Origin of the sequence: Cellulomonas sp. A375-1 (genome assembly GCF_001040865.1) — a bacterium.
GTDB lineage: Bacteria > Actinomycetota > Actinomycetes > Actinomycetales > Cellulomonadaceae > Cellulomonas > Cellulomonas gelida.
Map to the genome: position 1 here is coordinate 1 of NZ_LFKW01000091.1, position 23,056 is coordinate 23,056.

A 23,056-nucleotide genomic window follows, 5' to 3' on the forward strand; every position below is an offset into this window, starting at 1 on the left:
CGGCACCCTCGCCGACGCCCTCGGCGACGGCCAGCAGGCGATCCCCTCGGGCCTCGCGACCGAGGCCCGCGCTGCCACGATCGCCTCCCCCGTCGGCGTGGCCGAGACCCATGTGAGCCGGGCCGAGGGCTTCGGCGAGGGCTTCGCGCCGTTCTTCCTGCCGCTCGCGCTGTTCGTCGGCGCCCTCATCACGTGGCTCCTGCTACGACCGCTGCCCACCCGCGCGCTCGCGACGCCGGCCTCGGGCTGGCGGGTCACCCTCGCCGGGTTCGTGCCGGCGATGGCGCTCGGTGTCGCGCAGGTCGCGGTGATGCTCGGCGTCGTGCACTACGGGCTCGGGCTGCACCTGAGCTCGGCGGTCGGCACGATCGGCTTCACGCTGCTCGTCGCCGCGGCGTTCCTCGCGCTGCAGCAGATGCTCACCGCGGTGCTCGGCCCGGCCGCCGGCAAGGTCGCGATCCTCGCGCTCCTCATGCTGCAGCTCGCCTCGTCGGGCGGGACCTACCCGGTCGAGACGACCCCGGCGTTCTTCCGGGCGATCAACCCGTTCCTGCCGATGAGCTACGCGGTCACCGGTCTGCGCCAGGTCATCACGGGGACGCTCGACGCCCGCCTGTGGGTCTCGGTCGCCGTGCTGACGTTCGTGGCGCTCGGGTCGCTCACGATCACTGCCTGGCGCGCGGGCCGGATGCGCACGTGGACGCTCGACCGTCTGCACCCAGCGCTGGCGATCTAGTGACGTCGGCCGCTGCACAGCACTCGCTAGGGTTGCACCCCATGACGGACACCCGGCGCCAGATCGTCGACGCCGCGCTCGCGCTGGTCGCCGACCGCGGCATCGGCGCGACGTCGGTCGACGAGATCGCCGCCGCGGCCGGCGTCGCCAAGGGCAGCGTCTTCTACAACTTCGGCTCGAAGTCGGGGCTGTTCGAGGCGATCATCGCCGAAGGCGTCACGCGGCTCACGGCCGCGCTTCGTGCGGCGGGCGACGGCCTGCAGGGCCGTGCGGCGCTCGACGCCATGCTCGGCGCCCTGCTCGAGCAGGTCCGGGCTCACCCGGACTTCGCCAAGCTCGTCGTCGCCGAGACGTTCCGTTCCGGACGCGCGTGGCAGGAGTCGATCCGCCAGGTGCGCGAGGAGTCGATGGGGACGCTCGTGAGCGTGATCGAGCAGGAGTGGCCCGAACGAGACGCCCGGCTCACCGCCGCGGCGCTGTTCGGTGCGGCGCTCGTCGCCGGGCTCGAGTGGCTCGTCTTCCAGCCGGACCGCTCGCTCGACGAGGTCCGCGCGGCCGTCCTGTCGACGGTCCGCTGAAGCCCGACCACCGACCCGGCCCCCAGCCGGGCATGCGTAAGGGCCGGTGACGAGTCACCGGCCCTTACGTCGACGTGCTGGTTGCAGGCTGAGCCCGCAACCTCACTCGCCCGAACGCTGCTGCGGGACGCCCTGGAGGAGCTGGCGCACCTCGGCCTCGTGGAAGCGGCGGTGCCCGCCGAGCGTGCGGACGGCCGACAGCTTGCCGGCCTGGGCCCAGCGCGTGACCGTCTTCGGGTCGACGCGGAACAGGACCGCGACCTCGCCAGGGGTCAGCAGCGCGCCCTGCTGCAGGGGGGTCTCGGACTGGGGGGTGCTGATCGCCATCTCGGGCTCTCCTTCGTCGTTCGGTAGCTCGGCTGACCCTGTAGGCCCCGTGGCTTTGCGTCCCCTCCTTGCAGAGGGTTTGCCGTTGTCGCTGACAACTGAGAACTATGCCCTGAACTGGACACGTGTGCAAGAAGCACGGCCGTGGGAGATCGCGGGCATTCGGGTGAAATTCGGGCGTCCGGTATCAGGAGGAACGCCCCCGAGTCGGACGGACCCGTCAGAGGTGGGACCCAGGTCCTGGTCCGGCGATGACACGTCTCACCTCCAAAAACGGGTCAGACGCATTCACCCGGACGTGCGGGTCCGGCCGCCGAGACGATCGCGTGGCGCGCCTACGTGTCCCCCCGCGAAGCACGTCATGCCCCCGGCGCTGGGCAGCCTCTTTGCTGCCCAGCGGCTGCCCGTCGATCGCGTCGGGGGCGACCGGACGGTCACCTGTGCAGGTCACAACGGGTGGGGCAGGTGGGGCTTGAACCCACGACCGACGGATTATGAGTCCGCTGCTCTGACCGGCTGAGCTACTGCCCCGGGGCGGGCCCAGAGTACCGGCGCGTGACCTGGCCGGACCGTCGCGGCGAGTACCGTGAGCCGGTGGCCGCCTTCCGCTCCTCTCGTGCCCTCTCGACCGACGACCGGCGCCGGGTCGACCTGCGACGGGGTGACCGCGTCCTCGTCGCCGCGACGCTCGTGGACGGCCGACGCGTGGTCGCGAGCCGCCTCGCCCTGCACGTGCTGAACGGCGAGGCCGTCTCCCGCACGCCGTGGGCCGACGTCGACCGCGGCTCGCTCGACGCGACCACCCGCGCGCTGTCCGTGCGATGGGTCTGGGGCGGCACCGACGTCTTCACGTTCGACACCGACCGCGCCTCGGTGCGGTTCGCGCAGACGTTCCGCGAGCGCGTGCAGTCGTCTGTGGTGCACGCCACGACGGTCGCTCTGCCCACCGGCGGCCAGGCCCGGGTGGCGTTGCGGCGCGACGAGGACGGCGAGCTGTTCACGCAGGTCGTCGCCGACGAGGGCGTCGACCTGGCCGACCCCGAGGTCGCCTCCGCGGTCGACCAGGCCGAGGACACGCTGCGCGCGTCGGCGGGCCTGCGCGACTGACGCGTGGTCGGGAGCACCTCGTTCGGCTGCTAGAGTTCTGCAGCGCGATCCCCCGTAGCTCAATTGGCAGAGCATTCGACTGTTAATCGAAGGGTTGCTGGTTCGAGTCCAGCCGGGGGAGCCCATCACCCCCGTCCGGCGTCACCGGGCGGGGGTTCTCGCCTGTCTGGAGCCATGCGAGCGGCACGCCCGTCCGCAGCGCCCATAGGCGCAGCGCTCCGGGTCGCGGCTCGACGTGACCACGTTCGTAGTTGGTCACGGTGTTGCGAGAGACGCCGATCGCCTCCGCGAACTCGGCGGTGCTGACGCCCGCCGCCTCACGCGCCTTGCGCAGCCGGTCCCCAATCGTCCACTGAGGGACGACTCCCGGCACGAGCTCACTAGTCATAGGCGCAAGTTTGGCCCCTCACGCCTTTGGGCGCAAGAGGCAACACGCCGGTCCGCACTTGCTTGCGCCTCGCACAACCTTGGTCCATAGTCCTGTGCCATGCCCAAGGTTCAGCCGATCACTACCGCCGAGGTCGTCAAGCGCCTCGGCGTGACGCGCAAGGTCGTGCGTCGGCTCGTCGAGCACGGCGACCTGACCCCCGCACAGAAGCTCCCGGGCAAGACCGGTGCCTATCTGTTCGACCCCGCCGACGTTGACGCGCTCACCGCCGAGCGTGCCTCGTGAAGTGGTCCCTCGCGCTCGCGATGGTGCTAGCCGGCCTTGTGCTGGCGCTCGTCGCACGCCCATGGTCGGGCCTGCACTTCCTCGCGATCGCCCTCGTGATCTACGGCGCTGACCGCCTCATCGTCGCGACCGTCCCGTACGTGAGCGACGGCACCGAGGATGCGAGTTGACCGCCCCGACCGTGTCCATCCCGCTCACGTACGCGGACGTCATGGCGATGCCCCCGGGCGCCCGCCGCGACGAGCTCGCGTACCTGTGGCGCATGCGCGACGAGCAGCGCCGCCGCGCGCTCGTGCGCGAGGACATGGACCTCGACGCGATCCTCGACGACGCCGAGGACTGCCGCCGAGCCGCGCTAGATCGGTGGCGCGACCCGCGCCGCACGCAGGCTGCCCGCCTCGCTGCCCTCCGGCGGGCGCACGCGTGAGCGCTCGCGAGCGGTGGCAGCCGATCCCGTCCGCGCCCGGTTACGAGGCGTCGACGCGCGGCCGCGTGCGCAACGCCCGCACGCGCCACGTCCTGCGTCCGGCCGTGCAGTCGCGTGGCTACCTCAAGGTCAGCCTCGGCCGCGCGCGGCAAGAGCTCGTGCACCGACTCGTGTGCGAGGCGTTCCACGGCGCTCCCCCGTCCGGGGTCGAGCACCACGCCGACCACCTCGACTTCAACAAGGCGAACAACCGCCCCGACAACCTGCGGTGGTTGGCCGCTCACCTCAACTCCGGTCGACAGGTCCGATGGGGCCTGCGCGGCTGGGAGGTCGAGGACGAGCCCGACTACGCCCACGAGCCCATGCCCGCCGACGAGCGCGAGGCGCTCGACACGGCGCTCGCAGCGAACGGGTGGTGATGCGCCGCACCTGATCGGCACGGCCTACAACGACCACGGCGTTCCTGCCCCTCCCGCCGCTAACCAGAGGGGTCCGGCAGACAGATCGTCCTAGGGAACGGCCCTAGGCACCCCCGGCACACGTCTGATCACCGTCCCGAGGGTCCAGCCAAGCGCACTCGCAGACAGCGGGGGCGCTATTCGTGCTGGCCGAGAGGGGCTATCGGCTGATGGTGCTCGGGAGTCCGGGGAAGGGGGCCGCTCCGGGAGAGGGCCCCGCAGGGGCTCCGCTCGGGGGTTGTTCAAGTCCTACAAAGGAGGTGGCGAGGTGGCAGGACTGACCGGGTGCCCGCACGGCTTCCCGACCGCTGTGCGGTGCGCTCACTGCCGCCGCCGCGCCGAGCAGCTCGCAGGCGCACCCGAACGCCCGACGTCCCGTCAGCAGTCCTCCATGCCGCTCGTGACCAAGCCGGTCCCGAAGCCGGTGTGGTTCGACGCCATGGTCAAGGAAGCACAGGAAGAGGCAAAGAGATGACCGCTCACCCCGTACTCGTGTCGCCCTCGTCGGACCTGCTCCGGCACGTGCTGCACGACTCCCCCGAGACACGCATCGCGCTCGTCTCGACGATCCGCCACGCCCACGCTCGCCATGACCTCGACCGGCTCGGCGAGCAGCTCACCGCCCGCCATGTCGCGCACCGCCAGTGGCGCGCGATCGGCAACGAGCGCATCGTCACTGCGACCGGCCTCACCGTGACGATCATGTCCCCACGTCCCGACTCGTGGCGTGGCCTGTCGTTCGACCGCCTCGTGCACGCCGACCTGCGCCGACCGTCCGACGAGTTCCTCGACGCGGTCGCGCCGTCGTTCCTCGTCCCGCACAAGCACGCCAACCTGGACGCCGCGTTCGGGTGCCACGTGTGCCAGGCACGGATGCGCGGCGCCGAGTGAGCGGCGGGGCGAGGTGGAGCGGGCGCAAGGTGATGACGGCGCGCGCGTACTGGCGTGCGCGGCTCGTCGCCGGGCCGTTGAAGTGCGCCCGCTGCCCTCGCCTCGTCCACCCGTGGCAGACGTGGCAGGTCGAGCACCTCGTCGCGCGTGCGCTCGGCGGTGCCTCGGACCGGTCGAACGAGTGGGTCTCGCACGCGAGCTGCAACGCCCGGCACGGCGGCAAGATCGGCGCGGCGAGGACGAACGCGCGTCGCGCCGCCTCGCCGTCGTCGGTTCGTCTGCCACCGCAGGGTGACAGGGGGATCAGGGGATGGTGAGGACGCGCGGGATCGACGAGCACCGGCACGCGATGGGCCTGCTTTTTGAGCACGACGGGGAAGCCCACGCTAGTCGCCCGCTCCCGTTCTCTCCCCAACTCAACGCACCGCGCATCCCGCCGTTGCGTTCGCCGCGCGGGCGGCGCCGGTGCAAGCCGCTGCACGCGACCCCGGCGCCTCGGTCGGTCGACGTCGAGGAGTTCGTCCTCGGCGCACGGTCCCTCGGGTTCGTGCCCTCGGAGCACCAGCTCGTGTTCGCGCGGATCGTGTCGAACCGTCGCCGCGACGGTCGGCCGAAGCATCGGCGCTGCGCGCTGACGATGCCGCGCCGGTCCGGCAAGACCGATGGGCTGTGGGCGTTGATCGTGGGCCGGTGCGTGTCCCGGCCGGACTACCGGGCCGCGTTCTCGGCGCAGTCCGGGAAGATGGGCCGCAAGCGCTTCCTCGCTATGGCCGTGATGCTCGAGCGGTGGGACCCGTGCCCGCGACCTACGCAGCGCACGTCCGGGTGCTCGCGCGACCACGTCCACTACCGCATCTACCGGTCCAACGGTGGCGAGCGGATCGAGTGGGCGAACGGGTCGACGCTCGACGTCAACCCGCCTGACCCCGAGTCCTACCGTGGCGACGCGTACGACCTGGTCGTCCTCGACGAGGGCCAGGAGACGACCGACGACGAGATCGCCGACGAGCTGCTCGGCGGGATCAACCCGACGCAGGACACCCTGCCTGACGCGCAGCTCATCGTCGCGGGCACCGCAGGCAAGCAGCGTGCCGGGCTGCTGTGGGGCTCGCTCGTCAAGGGCCGTGAGGGCAAGTGGGCGATCGTCGAGTACGCCGCGCCCGACCACGCCGACCCGACCGACGAGGCGACATGGCTCGCCGCGCACCCCGGCCTCGGGACGCTCACCACCCTGGAGGTGATCCGCGAGAACTTCGACGACCTGTCCCTCATCGACTTCCAGCGCGAGTACCTCGGGCAGTGGCCCGCCGACGCGACCGTCTCCGCGATCGACCCCCAGGCGTGGGAGGCAGCCCGGCTCGCGCTCACCGAGTTCGTGCGCCCGGCCCGCATCGGCCTCGCGTTCGACGTCGCCCCGGACGGGTCGTGTGCCGCGCTCGCGTGCGCGTGGCGCGACGAGTCCGGTGTCGCGTGGGTCGAGGTCCTCGCGTTCGAGGCCGGTGTCGCGTGGCTCCCGGCGAAGGCGCACACGGTCGCACGAGAGTCGCGCGCGCAGCTCGCGTACGACGTGATCGGCGCGAACACCAACCCGGCCGAGGCGGTCCACCGCAAGCGGCCCGCCGTGCGCCTCGCACCCATGGGCCTCAAGGACGTGCAGGGCGCGGCGCAGCGCGTCGTGTCCGACCTCGCCGAGGGGCGCCTGAGGCACCCGGACCAGAAGGACCTCAACCTTGCCGCCGAGGGCGCCGGGTGGCGGTCGGTCGGCGAATCCGGTCGAGCGTTCGGCCACAAGGCCTCCGCGCACCCGATCGTGCCGCTCACTGCCGGGGCGCTCGCCCTGTGGGCCTACGACAAGACCACTCGCACCAGCACCCGCCGCCGCAGCCGGCCGACCTCCTCGACCGCCCTCACCCGCACACGGGCGGCGTAGACACGCCGTCGCCGCGTTGTGCGTTGACCAATGTTGGGCCACGCACTACCTTGCTCGACGTGGGAATCCTCTCCTCGCTGGGGTTCGGGCGTCGCCCGGGTGAGACCGCGTCGCCGTCGCGACACGGTTCCACCCGGGCACGGCGCATGCAGTCGCCGTGGTCATCCAACGCGCTCCAGTCGGTCCTGTTCTCCGACATCTTCGGCGAGCTGCGGACACCGGTGACGCGCGCCGAGGCGATGTCCGTCCCGGCCGTCGCGAAGGCCCGACACCTGATCTGCGGTCTGGGCGCGCAGCCGCTGCGCGCCTACGAGGGCGAGCAGCTCGCAGCCGAACAGCCCGCGTGGCTCGCCTCGACGTCGTCGCAGACCCCGCCGCAGACCCGCATGTCCTGGACCCTCGACGACCTGTTCTTTGGTGGGTGGTCGCTCTGGCAGGTCGAGCGCGACGGCACCACCACGGCCGACCCGATCACCGACGCCGTCCGCGTCCCGCCCGAGTGGTGGGAGTTCGACGACGGCGGCGCTGTCCTGCTCGACGGGCGACCCGCGACCGCCGCCGAGGTGATCCTGTTCTCCGGCCCGTACGAAGGCCTCCTCGAAGCCGGGCAGCGCACCATCCGAGGCGCCCGCAACCTCGAAGACGCGTGGGCCAAGCGCGTCCAGTCGCCCATCCCCCTCGTCTCGATCGTGCAGACCACGTCCGACGAGGAACTCGACGTGCTGCGCGACCCCGAGGGTGAGCCGGTCGTCGACGAGCATGGCGAGGAGATCGACGAGGCACAGCAGATCGTGCAGGCCTACGTGGACGCGCGACGCGACCCGAACGGCGCCGTCGCCTTCATCCCCTTCGGGTACGAGCTCGCCGTGCACGGCGACGTCAAGCACGAGCTGTTCGTCGAGGGACGCAACGCCGTGACCCTCGACGTCGCTCGCTACGCCGCGATCCCGGGGAACTTGCTCGACGCGTCCATGTCGACCGCGTCACTGACCTACACCACGACGCAGGGCGGGCGCTCCGACTTCAACGACATGACCGCCGCGTTCTGGCTCGGCCCCATCAACGCGCGCCTGTCGATGGACGACGTCGTCCCGGCCGGGCAGCGCATCGCGTTCGACCTGTCCAACCTCACCGCCGTCCCGGCCACGGGACTCGCACCCGCAACGGAGGACTGACCGATGGACCAGCAGACCACGTTCCTGGGCGAGGTGACCGACGCCGAGCCGTCCGTCATCGTCGTCCGCTCCGACAAGCCCGACGTGTGGGACCAGGTCGAGCGCCTCCAGCGCGTCGGCGTCGCGGTCCTCGTCCTGTCCACGAAGGACGAGGACACGACGGTCGGGTGGGTGACCCGTGGTTGACGTCGAGATTCTCGCGGGTGACCTGACCGCGTCCCGCGAGGACCGGGTCGTCTCCGGTCTGCTGCTGCCCTACGGCGAGCAGGGCAACACGAACCTCGGGAAGTTCACCGTCGACCAGGGCGTGTTCCAGCTCCCGGCCGACCCCGGCATCCTGCTCGCGAACCTCTACCACGACCGCCGCGCCCCGATCGCGACGGGCCTGACGCTGACCGACAGCCCGGCCGGGCTGTTCGCGTCGTGGAAGGTCGCAGCGACCCCCGAGGGCGACGACCTGCTCGCGGCGATCGCCGAGAAGCGCCCCGACGCTCCCCGCCGCCTGTCCGTCGAGGCGACCGGCGTCGTGATCCGGGGCGGCAAGGCCGTTGCCGGTCGCGTCTACGGCGCCGCGTTCTGCAAGCAGGGCGCCTTCCCGTCCGCCGAGCTGCTCGCCGAGGACGTCGGCGACCTGCCCGAGGACACGCACTCCGAGTCGGTCACCACCGAGGAGATCACGCTCAACGGCACCACGTACGTGCGCAAGACGACCAGCACGTACGACACCCAGACCACCCCGAAGGCCGGGGAGGACGACACCGACGCCGACACGGCGCAGGAGGACGAGATGGACGACGAGCTCCAGGCGAGCACGCCCCCGGCCGTGGCGCCGGGCGGCGGTGCCCCGCTCCCCAAGAACCGGCGCAGCGCGGCGCGCGTCGGCCCGACCGGTGGCGAGCTGCACGCGCAGCTCGCGGCTGCCGTCAACTCCGGTCGTGCCGGTGAGCTGCTCGCCGCGCTCGACCAGATCACCCAGGCCGACGTGTTCGACGTCGTCCACGTCCCGCAGTACCTCGGCGAGCTGTGGAACGGCGTCACGTTCGAGAAGCGGTTCGTGCCGCTCATCAACCACGCCGAGCTCACCGCCGCGAAGATCATCGGCTGGCGGTTCGTCGAGGGCAAGAAGCCGGAGGTCGACGACTACGCCGGCGGCGGCGCCGAGGTCCCGTCCAACGAGGTCGACACCGAGGCGGTCGAGGCGGTCGCCGCCCGCATCGCGGCCGGGTGGAACGTCGACCGCATCCACCGCGACTTCCCGAACCCCGAGTTCTGGGCCGCGTTCTTCCGCGCCGGGAACGAGAGCTACGCCCGCAAGATCGACGGCAAGGTCCGCACGTTCCTCGGCACCGTGGGCAACGCGACCCCGCTGCTCGTCGACCCCGCGACCCCGGCCGCGCTCGGCGTCTCCGAGGCCGCGTACAAGCTCGTCAAGGGCGGGCTCGGCCTCGTCCGCTCCGACCGGGGGAACCCGACGTTCGGCATCCTCTCGGACGACCTGTTCGAGGAGTGGGCGTTCACCCGCCGCGACGACGAGCTCGCCTACCTGTCGGCGTCGTTCGGCCTCCAGGGCGGCTCCGGCTTCACCGTCCCGCAGATCGTCAACGACTCCAGCCTCCCGGCCGGAACCGCGACGGTCGGCATCAAGGGCGTCGCGACGCTGCACGAGCTCGGCGGCGCCTCGCCGCTGCGCGTGTCCGCCGAGGACATCGCCAAGGGGAACCTGCTGGAGGCGATGTTCGGGTACTGGTCGATCATCCAGCACGACAAGGGCGCCCTCATCCGCGTCTCGGACGACCCCGAGGCCTGACCAGCCACCCTCACGGGCCGGGTCCGCACAACCCGGCCCGTGAGGGTCAACCCCCGGTTGACGCCACAAGGAGGAGCGCACGACATGGCAACCACACCCGCACCCGAGCCCGCCACCCTGGCCCCCGACGAGGTCTACGGGTGGGTCACCGGCGACGACGTCGAGCGCCACTGGGCGCACCGTGACCTCGAAGACGCGGCCGTCATCGACTACCTGGAGGCCGCGCACGAGCAGTGCGTCGCGTTCCTCAACGGCGCCGACCCCGACGACCCGCCCGCCCGGTACCGGCTCGCGCAGATCTTCCAGGCCCGCGCGCTCGCCCGTTCCGGCGTCGCGAACGTCGACTCGACCCTCGGCGACGGCGAGCCTGTCGCCGTGTTCCCGATGGACTGGACCGTCAAGCGTCTCCTGCGGCCCCGTCGCGTCGGTCGCGGCCCCCGATGAGCACGGTCCGCGCGCAGCTCGCTGCGGCGCTCGCCAAGCACCTGCCTGCGGACTGGCACGTCTACATGGTCGGCGGTGAGCCGACGACCGCGACCAAGCCCGCCGTCGTGATCTACCGCACCGCGTTCCGGCGTCTGCCGCAGGCGCCGTCTGCACAGTACGAGCACGACTTCGACGTGTGGGCGCTCGTCGCCCCCGACGCGTCCGACGCGACCCTCGACGACCGTGCCGAGACGCTCTACGGCGCGCTGGAGGACGTCCCGTTCGTCACCCCCCTCGACGCCACCCGTGAGGCCTACCAGGGCCAGTGGCCCGGCTTCCGCATCGCCGTCCAGGTCAACACCAAGAAGGAGCAGCCCGCATGACCACGATCCCGCTCTCGGCGCCCTACCGGATGAACAAGGCCGCTCTCTCGGTCGCCGCCGACGACTTCACCGCCGCCGTCTCCAGCGTCGCCCTGACCCCGACCAACGGGCAGGCGTGGCGCGGCATCGGCGGCAACCGGGTCACCCCCGACCCCGACTGGAGCCTCGGCGTCACTGCCGCGCAGGACCTCGCGCCCACCGGCCTGATGCGCTACCTGCTCGACCACGTCGGCGAGGAGAAGGAGATCGTGTTCACGCCCGTCGACGACGGCCCCACGATCACCGTCACCGCGTCCATCGCGCCCCCCGGAACGGTCGGCGGCTCGGCGACGTCGCAGACGGTCCTGGAGTTCTCGACGTCCATGGAGTGCACCGGCGCGCCGGTGTTCACCGACGTCGAGGGCGGGGCCTGACGCATCGTGCTGTCCGTCCGGGACGCCGACGAGCTGCGAGCCGTGGTGCTCGCACTCAAGCTCGTGCCCCGCGACGTACGGAACGCGATCAACCGCGCAACCACCCGCGACCTCGGTCCGGCGTGGAAGCAGATCGTCGCCGAGCAGGCAGCGCGTGCCGGGCACAACACGAACCTCGTGCTCGTGCCCGGCACGCGCATCAAGCCCGGCAACCCGCCGGTCCTCATCGCGGCGACGTCCCGCCGACCGATCGGCCGAGCCAAGCGCCTCGTGCCCGTGTCGAGCTGGTGGGCGTACGAATTCGGCGCCGCTGACGACGTCGACCGCTACCAGCGCAAGAACCGCACCCAGGGAGGGACCCACACCGTGAACCGGCACACCGCACGAGGGCTGCCGCGCCGCAAGCGCACCGGCCTCGTCGTGTTCCCGGGCGTGGCCGAGATCGCGCCGCGCTTGCAGTCGCTGTGGGTGCAGACCTTCATGTACGTGTGGGGTCAGGCACTCGACCCGGACGGCTCCCGTGGGTAAGGGCATCCAGGTCCCGCTCGTCGCGGAGACCTCGCAGACGATCAAGGCGGTGCAGGACCTCGGGTCCGCGTTCGGCGACGTGTCCGGCTCGCTCGTTGACCTCCAGCGCGACGCGCAGCGCACCGGCCGTGAGCTGGAGGACACGCTTGCCGACAAGACGAAGGACGGGGCGCGCGAAGCCGAGAAGTCCGTCGACCGCCTGGAGCGTTCGTTTCGTGACCTCGCGCAGACCGGCCGCAAGACGGGCCGCGAGACCCGTGACGCGCTCGGCGACGACGTCGCGGACGGCGCGCGTCGCAGCTCGGAGGCGGTCGCAGAGTTCAAGGACGAGGCGCGGCAGAACTTCGGCGAGATCACCTCGTCGTTCTCGGGCGAGATGGACTCGCTCGTCGACCTCGCACAGGGCACGGCCGGTGGCCTCGCCGGGAGCCTGTCCGGCCCGGTCGGTCTCGCGTTCGGTGGGCTCGCCGCATCGGCAGGCCTGTTCTACAACGCGTGGAAGACGAACACCGAGAAGGTCAAGCAGGCCGTGTCGGACATGTACAACGACCTCAAGGAGTCCGGCGCGGACGCGCTGTCGGAGACGTTCGTTCAAAGCGAGATCGAGAAGATCGTCACCGACGCCGAGGGCAAGGTCATCAGCTTCGCCGAAGCGCAGAAGTACGCCGCGACCACTGGCGTCGACCTCGCCACCGTGCTCCGCGCCGTCGCAGGCGATACCGAGGCGTGGTCCGCCGTGCAGGACGCCGTGAACGCCAAGATCGACGAGAACGCGGCCGCGTTCGGTCGCACCGACGAGATCATGCGGCAGACCGGCGAGTCCTACGACACGGTCCGGCAGCGCCTCGTCGACGAGCAGACCGCGCTCGAGGAGGTGAACGGCCGACTCAACGAGAACGCGACGAACCGCGAGAAGGCTACCGCCGCCGTCGAAGCGGCCAGGTCCGCGCAGAAGGCCTCGGCGGAGACCGCCCGCGACGCCGCCGACGCCGAGGCGTCCTACCGCGAGTCGCTCGCCGCGTCCTCCGACGCGATCAAGGAGAACGCCGGCGACGTCCAGAAGAACCGCGGCGTCGTCCTTGACGCCATCCGGTCCGCGATCGACTACACGTCCGCTCTGCGCGACAACGGTGCCGAGGCGTCCCAGGTCGCCGACGCCCAGAAGGCCATGTACTCGCAGCTCGTCGACGTCGCCGAGCAGACCGGCCTGAGCACCTCCGAGGCGCGCGACCTCATCAACACGTTCCTCGACTTCCCCAAGGACATCGAGACCGGGGTCGTGCTCGACGACGCCGACGCCCTGACCAGGTTGCATGCGATCCAGGACGCGAACTACACCACCACGATCACGCCCGAGGTCGACCTGACCCAGGCTGAGAAGGACCTGCGCGTGTACCTCGCCCGCACCCGGAAGATCACCGTGGGTGTCACCCACCGTGTCGGTACGTCGGTGGTGGTCTGACATGACGTCGATCACGCACGGCACGACCGTGACCACGCCCGACCTCGTCCTCGGCTACGAGACGTCCGTCGAGAAGCCGATTCGACGGCACCCGATCATCGGCGGCGGGCTCGCGGTCACCCTGGCGAGCACCGAGCCGCGCTCGGGCACGCTGCACCTGCTCTACGTCGCCGAGGCGGACGCCGTCGCCGCGTTCTACCTCCTCCAGCAGCCCGGATCGTTCGATCTCGACGACGACCAGCGCCCGCACATCTCCATGTCGTTCGTCGCGGAGCGTGCACGCCTGCGCCTGGAGCAGGGCCGGTGGATCGTCGAGGCCGACTACCTGGAGGTCATCACGTGATCTCTAAGCACACGATCGCCGCCGAGATCGTCACCCCTGACACTGTGGAGGACGAGGGCCGGTACGTCGATACCTGGGAGACGCTCGCCGCGCCGCGCGTGCTCGTCGACGAGGCCTACACCTACTCCGAGGAGACCGGCGAGTACGAGGACCTCCTCAACTGGACGCGTCCGCCGGACAGCGACCCATGGCCCGGATCGCTCGGCGGGTCCGCCGCCGAGGACGGTTGGGGCTTCCTGGGAACGCGGCCCGTCAACACTCCGCAGGTCGGCATGTTCTCGCTGTACCGCGACCACGTCGGCCTCGTCGCCGGGACGACCTATCGGCTGTCGGTGCGCGTCAGCCGGGGCTACTACGGCGGGCCGTGCACCGCCGACGTCGGCGTCGAGGGGATCGGCTACGGAGCGCCCGCGTCGATCCCTACGCCCGAGACGCCCTGGCAGACGATCACCTGCACGTTCACGGCCACTGCGACGACGCACCGGGTGCGCCTGCGGGCGAACTTCACCCTGCTCGACGACGGCAACCTGATGTTCTTCGACGACTACCGGCTGTCGCAGCTCACGACGGTGGTGCCCGTGTGGGATCCGTCGCCGGTCGCGCACGCCGGGCAGCGCATCCCGCTCGACGTCGTCGACGCGTCCATCACGCTCGACGAGTCGTGGTCCCCGTACGCGCAGGCCACGCTCGTGTGCAAGACGCCCGAGCCGTCCGTGCTCGCGCAGATCGACCCGCGCGACGGCGTGCGAGTGTTCGCGCGCCTCACGCAGGCCTTCGGTGAGGGCTCGCCGCTGTCGGAGTACACCGCCAGGCTCGGCGGGTCCGCCGCCGCGTGGACGGCCGCGTACGGCAACAAGACGCTGCTCGCGGCGTCGCAGGACTTCGGCATTGGCTACAACGCCGGTGGTGTGCGTGGCTCGACCCGGCGATCGTTCAACCTGTCGCTCGTCACCCGCGACGTCGACCTCGAAGCCGGGACGATGACGTTGACCGCGATGTCGGACGAGATCGTCGCGCAGGGCGTCGACTCCGGGGAGGTCGTCCCCGTCGCACCAGCTGGCACCTCGCTCGTCGACACGATCAACTTCGCGCTGCGCCGGTTGAACGCCACGCTCGTCGAGACCGTCGCTGACGTCACCGACCTCACCCCGGACGCCCTTGCCTGGTCGCCGGGTGTCAGCGTGTGGGAGTACCTCGCGCCGCTCGTGCTTGCCGGTGAGCGTCGCCTGTGGTGCGACGAGCTCGGGGCGTGGCGTCTCGGCTACGTGCAGGCGCCCGGCGCGGGTGAGCTGCGCGCTGCGCCGATCCTCACGGCCGGGACGGACAGGCTGGACACCGAGGCGTGGTTCGACGCGGTCCTCGTCGAGTACCGCTGGACGGACGGGTCCGGGGTCGAGCAGACCCGCTACGAGCGCGCCGGCGAGACCCTCGCCCGCCGTGTCTACAAGGTGATCCGCGACGGGCGCCCCTGGCCGCGCTCCGGGGCCGCTCGTGCACTGCTGCGCTACGTCGCATCGCAGGGCCGGTCGCTGCGCCTGGAAGCCGTGTCGGACTACCACGCGGGCCCCCGGCAGTCGTTCACGTTCACGCTGCCGGACGACGTCGTCGTGACGGGCGTCGTCGCGTCGGTCACGTGGTCGCTCCCGACCGACCGGATGACCGTGACCACCCGCGACCTGCTCGAAGCCCCTGAGCACTCCTGGCTCGCTGACACCCCCGGCGTCTCCTGGGACGACGTCCCCGCCGGGATCGACTGGACGGAGGACGTCTGACATGGCTACAGGTGACGCAGCTGCGGCGGCGGGCGGGCCGGTCGTGCCCTCGACGAAGGACAAGCGGCTCGGCTACTTCGACATCAACGCGCTCGCCGACTGGGTCGCGGCCCACATCACGAGCGGGGGGCACCCCTTCGAGAAGATCACCGGCGTCCTCAAGATCGGCCAGATTCCCGACAAGCTCCTGACCGAGCCGAAGTACGGAGACAAGACGGTCTCCACGCGGGCCCTCGCGGACGGCGGCACGACGACGCCCAAGATCGCCGCGAAGGCGGTCACCGCGGCGAAGGTGGCCGACGAGACGCTGACGAAGCAGCAGATGGCAGACACGCTGTCGAGCGGCGAGACATGGACACTCGAAGCCGAGCCGCTTCGCCTGCGCACACCCTCCGGGAACCACCGCGTCGACATCGCGATCTCGGGTGTCACGGTCTCCTCGACGGTCAGAGCGACCGTCGAGGCTGGCCCGCACAGCATCACCCTGATCCCGGGCACGGGCGTCGAGATCGAGACCGTCGCCGACGTGGACATCACCGCGGGCGGCGACGCGACCCTCGCCTCGGGCGGCCTGACCATGATCGAGGGCGGCGACGCATCGCTTGGCGTCGGGAACATCGGTGGACAGGACCTCGTGTTCTCCGAGTCGATCCGCTCGAACACCACGAGCTCGGCCGCGAACATGTGGGTCGACCCCGCCAACGGTGTCCTGCGCCGCGTCTCCTCGTCGCTGCGCTACAAGGTCGACGTCACGGACGCCGACCACACGCCGACGCTCCTGGACGTCCAGCCGCGCACCTGGCGTGACCGGTACGCCGCGCCCGACGACGGGCGTCGCTACTTCGGGGCGATCGCCGAGGAGCTCGACGCGCTCGGCCTGCACGAGCTCGTCGTGTACGACGCCGAGGGCAGGCCCGACGCGATCGCGTACGACCGCATCGGAGTCGCCCTGATCCCTCACGTGCGGGCCCTGCACGACCGCCTCGCCGCGCTCGAGGCCCGACTCCCCGAGGAGGCCTGACCCATGGGTGCGATCGACTCCAACGGCATCTACCGCCACGACGAGACCGACGTCCAGCCGACGTTCTCCGACCTCATCGACCTGCTCGCCGACTCGGTGTCGAACAAGGTCGCGACGATGGTCTCGCAGCAGCTCGCAGGCGACGCCGACCTCGACACCCGTATCGACGCCCTGGAGGGCGATGCCGGGGCGTGGACGGCCTACGTCCCGGCGCTCGGGTCCGGCTGGACACTCGGCACCGGCACCCTCGTCTCGCGCCAACGCACCCAGGGCAAGACCGTGCACGTCCGACACGTCCTCACGTTCAGCGCGTCCACCGTCCTCGCGTCGGCAAACTCCGGGTTCGGACACCCGTACACGCTCCCCGCACCGGCGGCGGTCACGAACGCCGTGTTCAACGGTGCGGCGTCGTTCTACGACTCGTCCGCGAACGTGACCTACCACGGGTGGGTCGGCTCGTCGACGGCGGCTACCCAGGCGTTCGCGCAGTTCCCGACGGCCGGTAGCACCACGACGACGCGCATGTCCGCCACCGCGCCCGTCGCGGCCGGTCCCGGGGACGTGCTGTCCATCGCCTACAGCTACGAGAGGGCCTGACCATGCAGACGACGATCGCGCCCGGGCACTGGCTCGCCGACGACGCCGCAGCGTCCTACCGGCGGATGCGCGCGGCCGGGTGTCCCGCTGGCATCACGTCTGCCGGGCGCACCTACGCCGAGCAGGCCGAGCTGCGCCGCAAGTACCTGCGCGGCGAGGGTGCGTTCGCCCTGCCGCCCGGCTCGTCCCGTCACGAGACCGGCCACGCGCTCGACCTGCCCCGCGACGCGTCGGCATGGATGGAGCGGCACGGCGGCGCGCACGGGTGGCGCCGCACGAACCCGAAGGAGTGGTGGCACTGGGAGCACTTCGCCACCCACGACACGCACCGGCACGACCCCGTCAACAGGAAGGCACCGCACATGGTCATCATCCGAGCAGGCAGCCGTGTCCGCGCGGTCTGCGGCGACCGCATCGTCGGGCTCGACGTCGCCGACGTCGCCCGGTTCGAGGCAGCGGGCGTGCCCGTCGTCGACGTCACCCCGTCGACGTTCGAGCAGTTCCGCAACGGCCTGACGCCGGAAGGTGTGACGCCGTGAAGCAGCTCCTGCGACCCGGCGTGCGCCGCTGGGTCTACCGGGTGTCGACGGCAGGCCTCGTCGTCGCGGGCGTGTACGGCGTCGTCGACGACGAGCAGGCAGCCGCCTGGCTCCTGCTCGTCGCGGCCGTGACGGCCATGGCCGACGTGAACGTGTCGGACGAGTGAACCTCGACCCCACCGCGATCGACGACCCCTGGTCCGCTATCGCATTCGTCGCGCTCATCGGGTACCTCGTCGTCGTGACGTGGCGCAGCTCGCGGCACGCGAAGGCGACGAGGCGCACCCTGGAGCACGAGGTGCGCCCGAACTCCGGCTCGTCGCTGCGCGACGCGGTCGACCGGATCGACAAGCGGTTGGCCGACGTCGAGGCGTACCACGCGCGGCGTAGGTGGTGGCAGCGCCGCTGACGAGAGGAACGGGTCCCGGTGAGCTCACCGGGACCCGTTCTCGTTTTGCCGATTCGCACAAGGGCCGAAACGCCTCGCGACACTCGCGACGCTCTGACCTGCAACTATGCGAACGCCGCGGCGCCGGCGAGCTCGCGCCGGCGCTGTGACTTCCTACAACTAGGCCGCAGCCGCGACGGCCGCGACGAGGTGGTCGTCGGGCACGACGACGTAGCGCCGTGTCGTCTCCGGTCGCGCGTGCCCTAGGAGGTCCTGGACCGCACCGAGGTCGCGAGTGCCCGCGTAGGCGCGCGAGGCGAAGCGGTGGCGCAACGTGTGGCCCGTCCAGCCGTCCGGGAGCAGCTCGCCGAGCAGGTCGCCCACCGTGCAGGGAGCGAGGTGCCCGCCGGTCCGGCCGGGGAACAGCCACCCGTCCGCCGCCCGGATCGCGTACAGAAGCTCGGCGTCGACGACGGGCACACGCCTCGTCTTGCCACCCTTGCCGTGCACGTACAGCACGGACCCCGCGAGGTCGCGCGTGTGGACCTGCGCAACCTCCGAGCACCGCAGACCGCCCCGCGCGGCGAGCAGCAGCATGAGCCGCCCACGGCGGTCCGCGAGGGCCAGGGCGCGCGCTAGGACGTCCTCCGGGGTCGGGCGCGGCGCACCGGCCGGGACCCGCACGGCGGGCAGGCTCGCCGACGGGTCGGCCGCGACGTGCCCGGCCGCGTGCGCCCACCGGTAGAACGCGCGCACGGCCGCGCGCGCGGACTTGCGCGTCTCAGGTGACCACCGGCGCACCGATAGCGCGTCCTCGAGCTGCGGCGTGGTCGCGGCGTAGGGCTCGGCGACGTAGCGGGCTAGGTGGCGCAGGTAGTGCCGGTGCAGACGGATCGTGCCCTCGGAGGTGCCCGAGGCGCGGCGGTGACGGACGTACAGGGTGAGGGCCGCAGCCCACGTAGTCGCTTCCATCGCCCTGTCATCGACCCGCGCGGGGACGGACACGAGGCGCGTCCGTCCCGTCGATCCAGGGTCAACCAACGGTTGACGCTCCCCAGCGCTTGTGAGCGGCCTGCTTCGACATGCCCGCCGCCGCTCCGATCGCCGCCCATGACGTGCCCTGCTCGTGCAGCCCGACGACGGCTTGGTCGATCGCCTCGTCGACCGCCGCGCGCAGCGCGAGCAGGTCCCCGAGGTCCTCTGGGTCCGCGTCCGCCATGCGCCGCGACGCCGCGCGCAGGATGCGCCGCGCGAACGCCATGAACTCGCGGTGGTCGCCGCTCCCGCCGCTCACCACGTGTCCGGCGTCGGGTACTCGGCGAGGTAGCGCAGGGCAACCGCGCGGTCGCCGTAGTTCAGCGAGACATGCACGCCGTCAGCGGCGATCCCGACGAGGGTGCCGTCCGTGTCCCAGTACGCGTGCCCCGCCGCGACGAGCGCGTCGATCGCGTCGGGCTGCGGGGTGCTGTCGAGCGCGCTCATGCCGCACGCTCCCCGCCGAAACGCGCCGCCCTGACCTGCGCGAGCGAGTAAACGAAGGGTTACTGGTTCGAGTCCAGTCGGGGGAGCTCCAGAAGGCCCTGACCTGCCCCCGCAGGCGGGGCCTTCGTCGTGCTCGGGCGGACCCGTGCGACGACGAGGGCATCGGCGTCCTGGACGTAGGCTGGGGACGGCCCCACGGGGTCGAGACGACCCCTTCCGCGAGACGGAGCCTCCCACCCCATGTCCGGCGTGCCGCAGCCCGTGCGCGCGTCGTCGCACCGTGCGGTGGTCGTCTACGTCGCCGCGGTCGCCGCCTACTTCGTCGCGGTCCTGCACCGCAGCGCCCTGGGGGTCGCGGGCGTCGAGGCCATCGACCGGTTCGGCCTGAGCGCCACCACGCTGTCCCTGTTCTCGGTCGTGCAGCTCACGGTGTACGCCGCGATGCAGCTGCCCGCCGGGCGCCTGCTCGACCGGTTCGGTGCGCGCGTCGTGATCGGCGTCGGGTCGGCCGTGATGGCCGTCGGCCAGCTCGTCCTCGCCTTCGCGGAGGACGTCCCGGCCGCGCTCGTCGCGCGCGTGCTGATCGGCGCGGGCGACGCGGGGATCTTCATCTCCGCGGTGCAGCTCGTGGCGCAGTGGTTCCCGCCGCGTCGCGTGCCGGTGCTCGTGCAGCTCACGGGGCTGATCGGGCAGTCGGGTCAGCTCGCGTCCGCGATCCCGCTCGCGTGGCTGCTGCACCACCAGGGCTGGACGCCGGCGTTCTGCGTGCTCGCGGGCGTGGGTGCGCTCGCGACCGTCGGGGCGTTCCTCGGCGTGCGGGAGCCGCCGGGGACACGGACCGGCCCGCGTGCGGCGGAGTCGTTCGCGCAGGCGGTGCGCGCCGCGTCGCGCCCGCCCGGCACCCGGCTGGGCTGGTGGAGCCACTTCGCGACGCCCTTCAGCGCCAACGTCGTCTCGCTGCTGTGGGGCGTGCCGTTCTTCGTCACGGCGCAGGGCCGCTCGACCGCCGAGGCCGGGCTGCTGCTGACGGTCCTGACCCTGACCGCCATGCTCTCGGGGCCGGTCGTCGGGCGGGTCACGGGTCGGCACCCGCTGCGTCGCACGTCGATCGTCCTGGCCTCGTGCGTGGCGACCCTCGCCGCCTGGGTGACGGTCCTGGTGCCGGCGACCCCGCGCCCGATGTGGCACCTGCTCGCCTTCGTCGCCGTGATCGGCGCCGGTGGTCCGGTCTCGCTCGTCGGGATGGACTTCGCGCGGACGTACAGCGAGCCGCGGCGGCTCGGGACGGCCTCCGGGTTCGTCAACACGGGCGGCTTCACCTCGACGATCGGCGCTGTGCTGGCGGTCGGCGTCGTGCTCCAGGCGGTCTCTCCCCCGGGCACGACGACCTACTCGCTGGACGCGTACCGCTGGGCGTTCAGCGCCCTGCTGGTGCCGTGGGCCCTGGGCGTCTGGGGCGTGCTGCTCAACCGCCGACGCACGCGCGCACAGCTCGCGGCGCAGGGCGTCGTCGTGCCGCCGCTGCGCCAGGCGCTCCGCCGCCGACGCTGAGGCACGCGCCGCTGCGCCTGACCTGACTAGGGCTCACAGCCGCCCGTACCGGGCGCGCACGAAGCAGTACACGCCGAACGCGACGAAGCCGAGCGCGACGAGCGTGAGGAGCACGGGCCCGGCGGGGCCCTCCTTGAGCGTGCGCATCGCGCCGTCCAGCCCGGTCGCCTCGGACTCGTCGGCGTGCCACGCCGCGGCCACGAACAGCCCGCCGACGATCCCCAGCGCGACACCCTTCGCGATGTAGCCGACCCTGCCCGCGATCAGGGTGCCCCGCCCGGCGTGCCCGCTGGGCAGCCCCGCGAGGTCCTCGAGGAAGGTGCGACGCCAGCCCTTGACCACGTGGTAGACGCCGACGCCGATCACGGCCAGCCCGAGCGCCCCCACGAGGAGCCGTCCCGCCGGCGCGGACAGCAGGTCGGCCGTCAGACCCTGGGTGTCGCCCGACGACGACGAGCCTCCGCCGCGCGCCCAAGCCACGGTCACCGCAGCGAGCCCGAGATAGACGACGCCCCGCCCGATCGCCTTGACGCGATCGGTGCCCGAGCCCGCACGGTCGCGCGCCGCTCCGACGTGAGCGGCCTTCGCGACCTGCCAGGCGGCGAGCGCGAGGAAGGCGACCACCGCGACCCACAGCGCCGCGCGACCCATGGGCTCGTCCGCGACGGTCGACAGCGCGCCCGACTGGTCCGCGGACGCCCCCGAGTCGCCGAGTGCGAGCCGCAGCGCCAGCAGGCCGATCAGGGCGTGCAGGACGCCGCTCACGGCGTAGCCGGCGCGCGCGGCGGTCGCCCAGGCGTCCCGGGTCGCACGGGACAGGTCGGAGGTGCTCGCCATGATGGCTCCCGTCGGGTCAAGAAGGGCAGGCCGGGCGGGGGTGGCGCCGGCGCAGGTCCGATCGTGGCAGCGGACGTGGTCGGCCGCGACCGCAGAGGAGCGCCGGACCGCCCGCCCGCGCGCGGCGCGCGGGTACCTCCCGACGACACGGTCGCGTCGTCGGACCACCGGGGCAGACCGGTAGGAACGGGGCCCTGACCTGCGCCTTCAGTGTGCCCCTCCGACCGGCTTGTCGAACGGCCCGACGAGCCCCACACTTGCGCTGCCCCCTCGTGAGTTCCGGCCACCGACAGCCGGGGAAATGGACCACCGGCCGTGCTGCGCACCGTCTCCTGCCACCTGTCTCTCGACGTGCGCAGCCCCCTCGAGCTGTACCTCGCCGTCGCCGTCGCCGACGGCGCCTACGACCGCTCCGAGCTGCTCACGGTGCGGCACGAGGACGGCCCGCTCGACGTGGTCGAGATCAAGGCGGGGCACGGCGGCCGCATCCACCACGTGCAGGCTCCGACCGGTCGGGTCGTCGTGGACTACCAGGCGTCGGTGAGCGGTCTGGCCGCACCCGCACCGGTCGAGGACCTGGACCTCGTCGAGTACCGGCAACCGAGCCGGTACGCCGAGTCCGACCGGCTCCTGGCCTTCGCGCGCGACCAGTTCCGCGGGCTCGCGGGCGCCGATCTGGTGCACGCCGTGGTGGCGTGGGTCTCGGCGCACGTGACCTACCTGTCGGGCAGCAGCCTGCCGACCGACGGCGCGACCGACACGCTGCTCAAGCGGCGCGGCGTGTGCCGCGACTTCGCGCACCTCGTCGTGGCGCTGCTGCGGGCGTGCGACATGCCCGCGCGACTGGTCTCCGTGTACGCGCCCCGGCTCAAGCCCATGGACTTCCATGCGGTCGCCGAGGCGTACGTCGACGGCGCGTGGCACCTGCTGGACGCGACGCGGCTCGCGCCGCGCGAGGGGATGCTGCGCATCGCGACCGGCCGCGACGCCACGGACACGGCCTTCCTGTCGTCGTACGGCGGTGCGCTGACGCTGCGTTCGATGACGGTGACGGCGACGGTCGACGGCCTCATGGACGCCGACGACGACGGCGGGCTGCGCGCGCTCCTCTGAGCGCCCGAGCGTCCTGTCGCCTGACCAGCCAGGTGACGAGCATCTGGTCGCCGAGCATCCGGGCGCCGAGCACCCAGGCGCGCGAGCGTCGT

Annotated in this window: 33 protein-coding genes, 2 tRNA genes and 1 riboswitch; of the genes, 28 read left to right on the forward strand and 7 right to left on the reverse strand. The window is 72.0% G+C overall.

All coding sequences use genetic code 11. The features are described from left to right. Both CWIS_RS09625 and CWIS_RS09630 read left to right on the forward strand, forming a co-directional pair. Window positions 1–736 (forward strand): YhgE/Pip family protein (locus tag CWIS_RS09625; RefSeq protein WP_048343069.1); only part of this gene is annotated, 736 nt, incomplete at its 5' end. Window positions 737–777: 41 nt separating this feature from the next. Next, window positions 778–1,314: a TetR/AcrR family transcriptional regulator gene (locus tag CWIS_RS09630; RefSeq protein WP_048343070.1), complete on the forward strand. Its 537-nt coding sequence runs from the start codon at window positions 778–780 to the stop codon at window positions 1,312–1,314. Window positions 1,315–1,416: 102 nt separating this feature from the next. Here CWIS_RS09630 and CWIS_RS09635 read toward each other — a convergent pair whose 3' ends face one another. Beyond that, a complete protein-coding gene (locus CWIS_RS09635; protein WP_048343071.1) occupies window positions 1,417–1,641 on the reverse strand; it encodes a BldC family transcriptional regulator in 225 nt (74 codons plus the stop codon). A gap of 19 nt (window positions 1,642–1,660) precedes the next feature. Further along, a riboswitch (cyclic di-GMP riboswitch) is annotated at window positions 1,661–1,735 on the reverse strand. A 363-nt stretch (window positions 1,736–2,098) separates the two neighbouring features. After that, a tRNA-Ile gene (locus CWIS_RS09640) sits at window positions 2,099–2,172 on the reverse strand. A 63-nt stretch (window positions 2,173–2,235) separates the two neighbouring features. Between CWIS_RS09640 and CWIS_RS09645 the strand changes: the two genes are divergently transcribed. Further along, window positions 2,236–2,748 (forward strand): hypothetical protein, encoded by a 513-nt coding sequence (locus CWIS_RS09645; RefSeq protein WP_048343103.1) that lies wholly within the window; start codon window positions 2,236–2,238, stop codon window positions 2,746–2,748. A gap of 48 nt (window positions 2,749–2,796) precedes the next feature. Next, window positions 2,797–2,869 (forward strand) — tRNA-Asn (locus CWIS_RS09650). Here the strand turns inward: CWIS_RS09650 and CWIS_RS18025 are convergent. Next, a complete protein-coding gene (locus CWIS_RS18025; RefSeq protein ID WP_082156361.1) occupies window positions 2,831–3,136 on the reverse strand; it encodes a helix-turn-helix domain-containing protein in 306 nt (101 codons plus the stop codon). The two genes, CWIS_RS09650 and CWIS_RS18025, sit on opposite strands and share 39 nt — an antisense overlap. Before the next feature lie 99 nt (window positions 3,137–3,235). Here CWIS_RS18025 and CWIS_RS09655 point away from each other — a divergent pair, with 99 nt between their 5' ends. The 22 genes from CWIS_RS09655 (at window position 3,236) to CWIS_RS09750 (ending at window position 18,002) form a co-directional block, all read left to right on the forward strand. After that, a complete protein-coding gene (locus CWIS_RS09655; RefSeq protein WP_048343072.1) occupies window positions 3,236–3,421 on the forward strand; it encodes a helix-turn-helix domain-containing protein in 186 nt (61 codons plus the stop codon). Continuing rightward, a complete protein-coding gene (locus CWIS_RS18355) occupies window positions 3,418–3,591 on the forward strand; it encodes a hypothetical protein (RefSeq protein ID WP_156186611.1) in 174 nt (57 codons plus the stop codon). Before CWIS_RS09655 ends, CWIS_RS18355 begins: the two co-directional genes overlap by 4 nt. Continuing rightward, window positions 3,588–3,848, forward strand: a complete 261-nt coding sequence (locus CWIS_RS18830) for a hypothetical protein (RefSeq protein WP_197080805.1) — start codon at window positions 3,588–3,590, stop codon at window positions 3,846–3,848. The genes CWIS_RS18355 and CWIS_RS18830 overlap by 4 nt, the downstream gene beginning before the upstream one ends. Continuing rightward, entirely contained in the window at window positions 3,845–4,267 is a 423-nt protein-coding gene (locus tag CWIS_RS18835) for an NUMOD4 motif-containing HNH endonuclease (protein ID WP_197080806.1), read from the forward strand. The genes CWIS_RS18830 and CWIS_RS18835 overlap by 4 nt, the downstream gene beginning before the upstream one ends. A 307-nt stretch (window positions 4,268–4,574) precedes the next feature. Then, window positions 4,575–4,781 (forward strand): hypothetical protein, encoded by a 207-nt coding sequence (locus CWIS_RS18840; RefSeq protein WP_197080807.1) that lies wholly within the window; start codon window positions 4,575–4,577, stop codon window positions 4,779–4,781. Then, window positions 4,778–5,197, forward strand: a complete 420-nt coding sequence (locus CWIS_RS09670; RefSeq protein ID WP_156186612.1) for a hypothetical protein — start codon at window positions 4,778–4,780, stop codon at window positions 5,195–5,197. Before CWIS_RS18840 ends, CWIS_RS09670 begins: the two co-directional genes overlap by 4 nt. A gap of 310 nt (window positions 5,198–5,507) precedes the next feature. After that, entirely contained in the window at window positions 5,508–7,127 is a 1,620-nt protein-coding gene (locus CWIS_RS18845) for a hypothetical protein (RefSeq protein ID WP_197080808.1), read from the forward strand. Window positions 7,128–7,273: 146 nt separating this feature from the next. Further along, window positions 7,274–8,302 (forward strand): phage portal protein, encoded by a 1,029-nt coding sequence (locus tag CWIS_RS18850; protein WP_053071655.1) that lies wholly within the window; start codon window positions 7,274–7,276, stop codon window positions 8,300–8,302. Between the two features lie 3 nt (window positions 8,303–8,305). Next, window positions 8,306–8,488 carry a hypothetical protein gene (locus CWIS_RS09690; protein WP_048343077.1) on the forward strand — a complete coding sequence of 61 codons (183 nt, stop codon included), beginning with the start codon at window positions 8,306–8,308 and terminating at the stop codon, window positions 8,486–8,488. Next, complete coding sequence (locus CWIS_RS09695; protein ID WP_048343078.1) at window positions 8,481–10,109, forward strand: hypothetical protein; 1,629 nt, start codon at window positions 8,481–8,483, stop codon at window positions 10,107–10,109. The genes CWIS_RS09690 and CWIS_RS09695 overlap by 8 nt, the downstream gene beginning before the upstream one ends. Before the next feature lie 84 nt (window positions 10,110–10,193). Further along, entirely contained in the window at window positions 10,194–10,553 is a 360-nt protein-coding gene (locus CWIS_RS09700) for a hypothetical protein (RefSeq protein WP_048343079.1), read from the forward strand. After that, complete coding sequence (locus tag CWIS_RS09705; protein WP_048343080.1) at window positions 10,550–10,918, forward strand: hypothetical protein; 369 nt, start codon at window positions 10,550–10,552, stop codon at window positions 10,916–10,918. The genes CWIS_RS09700 and CWIS_RS09705 overlap by 4 nt, the downstream gene beginning before the upstream one ends. Next, entirely contained in the window at window positions 10,915–11,331 is a 417-nt protein-coding gene (locus CWIS_RS09710) for a hypothetical protein (RefSeq protein WP_048343081.1), read from the forward strand. Before CWIS_RS09705 ends, CWIS_RS09710 begins: the two co-directional genes overlap by 4 nt. Window positions 11,332–11,373: 42 nt before the next feature. Continuing rightward, window positions 11,374–11,859 (forward strand): hypothetical protein, encoded by a 486-nt coding sequence (locus tag CWIS_RS09715; protein WP_197080809.1) that lies wholly within the window; start codon window positions 11,374–11,376, stop codon window positions 11,857–11,859. Then, complete coding sequence (locus tag CWIS_RS09720; RefSeq protein WP_048343083.1) at window positions 11,852–13,321, forward strand: hypothetical protein; 1,470 nt, start codon at window positions 11,852–11,854, stop codon at window positions 13,319–13,321. Before CWIS_RS09715 ends, CWIS_RS09720 begins: the two co-directional genes overlap by 8 nt. A 1-nt stretch (window position 13,322) precedes the next feature. After that, complete coding sequence (locus tag CWIS_RS09725) at window positions 13,323–13,664, forward strand: hypothetical protein (RefSeq protein WP_048343084.1); 342 nt, start codon at window positions 13,323–13,325, stop codon at window positions 13,662–13,664. Next, entirely contained in the window at window positions 13,661–15,436 is a 1,776-nt protein-coding gene (locus tag CWIS_RS09730; protein ID WP_048343085.1) for a hypothetical protein, read from the forward strand. Before CWIS_RS09725 ends, CWIS_RS09730 begins: the two co-directional genes overlap by 4 nt. A 1-nt stretch (window position 15,437) precedes the next feature. Next, the gene (locus CWIS_RS09735; RefSeq protein ID WP_048343086.1) at window positions 15,438–16,457 is read left to right on the forward strand and encodes a tail fiber domain-containing protein; all 1,020 of its coding nucleotides are present in this window, start codon (window positions 15,438–15,440) and stop codon (window positions 16,455–16,457) included. A 3-nt stretch (window positions 16,458–16,460) separates the two neighbouring features. Continuing rightward, the gene (locus CWIS_RS09740) at window positions 16,461–17,054 is read left to right on the forward strand and encodes a hypothetical protein (protein ID WP_048343087.1); all 594 of its coding nucleotides are present in this window, start codon (window positions 16,461–16,463) and stop codon (window positions 17,052–17,054) included. A 2-nt stretch (window positions 17,055–17,056) separates the two neighbouring features. After that, window positions 17,057–17,593 carry a M15 family metallopeptidase gene (locus tag CWIS_RS17640; protein WP_053071656.1) on the forward strand — a complete coding sequence of 179 codons (537 nt, stop codon included), beginning with the start codon at window positions 17,057–17,059 and terminating at the stop codon, window positions 17,591–17,593. Continuing rightward, window positions 17,590–17,760, forward strand: coding sequence for a hypothetical protein (locus CWIS_RS18855; RefSeq protein ID WP_197080810.1), 171 nt, complete (start codon window positions 17,590–17,592; stop codon window positions 17,758–17,760). The genes CWIS_RS17640 and CWIS_RS18855 overlap by 4 nt, the downstream gene beginning before the upstream one ends. Then, window positions 17,757–18,002, forward strand: a complete 246-nt coding sequence (locus tag CWIS_RS09750) for a DUF948 domain-containing protein (protein WP_048343088.1) — start codon at window positions 17,757–17,759, stop codon at window positions 18,000–18,002. Before CWIS_RS18855 ends, CWIS_RS09750 begins: the two co-directional genes overlap by 4 nt. Before the next feature lie 159 nt (window positions 18,003–18,161). On the opposite strand, the gene CWIS_RS09755 is transcribed toward CWIS_RS09750, so the two are convergent. The 3 genes from CWIS_RS09755 to CWIS_RS18365 all read right to left on the reverse strand — a co-directional run bounded on the left by CWIS_RS09755 (window position 18,162) and on the right by CWIS_RS18365 (window position 19,463). After that, the gene (locus tag CWIS_RS09755; RefSeq protein ID WP_048343089.1) at window positions 18,162–18,953 is read right to left on the reverse strand and encodes a tyrosine-type recombinase/integrase; all 792 of its coding nucleotides are present in this window, start codon (window positions 18,951–18,953) and stop codon (window positions 18,162–18,164) included. 61 nt (window positions 18,954–19,014) lie between these two features. Further along, a complete protein-coding gene (locus tag CWIS_RS09760) occupies window positions 19,015–19,275 on the reverse strand; it encodes a hypothetical protein (protein ID WP_231583759.1) in 261 nt (86 codons plus the stop codon). Further along, window positions 19,272–19,463, reverse strand: a complete 192-nt coding sequence (locus tag CWIS_RS18365) for a hypothetical protein (RefSeq protein WP_048343091.1) — start codon at window positions 19,461–19,463, stop codon at window positions 19,272–19,274. Before CWIS_RS18365 ends, CWIS_RS09760 begins: the two co-directional genes overlap by 4 nt. A gap of 240 nt (window positions 19,464–19,703) precedes the next feature. Here CWIS_RS18365 and CWIS_RS09770 point away from each other — a divergent pair, with 240 nt between their 5' ends. After that, a complete protein-coding gene (locus CWIS_RS09770) occupies window positions 19,704–21,014 on the forward strand; it encodes a nitrate/nitrite transporter (RefSeq protein ID WP_048343092.1) in 1,311 nt (436 codons plus the stop codon). Between the two features lie 33 nt (window positions 21,015–21,047). On the opposite strand, the gene CWIS_RS09775 is transcribed toward CWIS_RS09770, so the two are convergent. Next, entirely contained in the window at window positions 21,048–21,851 is an 804-nt protein-coding gene (locus CWIS_RS09775) for a DUF1206 domain-containing protein (protein ID WP_048343093.1), read from the reverse strand. Between the two features lie 315 nt (window positions 21,852–22,166). Here CWIS_RS09775 and CWIS_RS09780 point away from each other — a divergent pair, with 315 nt between their 5' ends. Beyond that, window positions 22,167–22,964: a transglutaminase family protein gene (locus CWIS_RS09780; RefSeq protein WP_048343094.1), complete on the forward strand. Its 798-nt coding sequence runs from the start codon at window positions 22,167–22,169 to the stop codon at window positions 22,962–22,964. Window positions 22,965–23,056 lie beyond the last annotated feature (92 nt).

Excerpts from the sequence above, each read along its gene's own strand:
- CWIS_RS09630 (WP_048343070.1), top strand. The coding sequence starts at position 778 with ATGACGGACACCCGGCGCCAGATCGTCGACGCCGCGCTCGCGCTGGTC.
- CWIS_RS09635 (WP_048343071.1), bottom strand. The coding sequence starts at position 1,641 with ATGGCGATCAGCACCCCCCAGTCCGAGACCCCCCTGCAGCAGGGCGCG.
- CWIS_RS18025 (WP_082156361.1), bottom strand. The coding sequence starts at position 3,136 with ATGACTAGTGAGCTCGTGCCGGGAGTCGTCCCTCAGTGGACGATTGGG.
- CWIS_RS09655 (WP_048343072.1), top strand. The coding sequence starts at position 3,236 with ATGCCCAAGGTTCAGCCGATCACTACCGCCGAGGTCGTCAAGCGCCTC.
- CWIS_RS09670 (WP_156186612.1), top strand. The coding sequence starts at position 4,778 with ATGACCGCTCACCCCGTACTCGTGTCGCCCTCGTCGGACCTGCTCCGG.
- CWIS_RS18845 (WP_197080808.1), top strand. The coding sequence starts at position 5,508 with ATGGTGAGGACGCGCGGGATCGACGAGCACCGGCACGCGATGGGCCTG.
- CWIS_RS18850 (WP_053071655.1), top strand. The coding sequence starts at position 7,274 with ATGCAGTCGCCGTGGTCATCCAACGCGCTCCAGTCGGTCCTGTTCTCC.
- CWIS_RS09690 (WP_048343077.1), top strand. The coding sequence starts at position 8,306 with ATGGACCAGCAGACCACGTTCCTGGGCGAGGTGACCGACGCCGAGCCG.
- CWIS_RS09700 (WP_048343079.1), top strand. The coding sequence starts at position 10,194 with ATGGCAACCACACCCGCACCCGAGCCCGCCACCCTGGCCCCCGACGAG.
- CWIS_RS09705 (WP_048343080.1), top strand. The coding sequence starts at position 10,550 with ATGAGCACGGTCCGCGCGCAGCTCGCTGCGGCGCTCGCCAAGCACCTG.
- CWIS_RS09710 (WP_048343081.1), top strand. The coding sequence starts at position 10,915 with ATGACCACGATCCCGCTCTCGGCGCCCTACCGGATGAACAAGGCCGCT.
- CWIS_RS09725 (WP_048343084.1), top strand. The coding sequence starts at position 13,323 with ATGACGTCGATCACGCACGGCACGACCGTGACCACGCCCGACCTCGTC.
- CWIS_RS09735 (WP_048343086.1), top strand. The coding sequence starts at position 15,438 with ATGGCTACAGGTGACGCAGCTGCGGCGGCGGGCGGGCCGGTCGTGCCC.
- CWIS_RS09740 (WP_048343087.1), top strand. The coding sequence starts at position 16,461 with ATGGGTGCGATCGACTCCAACGGCATCTACCGCCACGACGAGACCGAC.
- CWIS_RS17640 (WP_053071656.1), top strand. The coding sequence starts at position 17,057 with ATGCAGACGACGATCGCGCCCGGGCACTGGCTCGCCGACGACGCCGCA.
- CWIS_RS09755 (WP_048343089.1), bottom strand. The coding sequence starts at position 18,953 with ATGGAAGCGACTACGTGGGCTGCGGCCCTCACCCTGTACGTCCGTCAC.
- CWIS_RS18365 (WP_048343091.1), bottom strand. The coding sequence starts at position 19,463 with ATGAGCGCGCTCGACAGCACCCCGCAGCCCGACGCGATCGACGCGCTC.
- CWIS_RS09770 (WP_048343092.1), top strand. The coding sequence starts at position 19,704 with ATGTCCGGCGTGCCGCAGCCCGTGCGCGCGTCGTCGCACCGTGCGGTG.
- CWIS_RS09775 (WP_048343093.1), bottom strand. The coding sequence starts at position 21,851 with ATGGCGAGCACCTCCGACCTGTCCCGTGCGACCCGGGACGCCTGGGCG.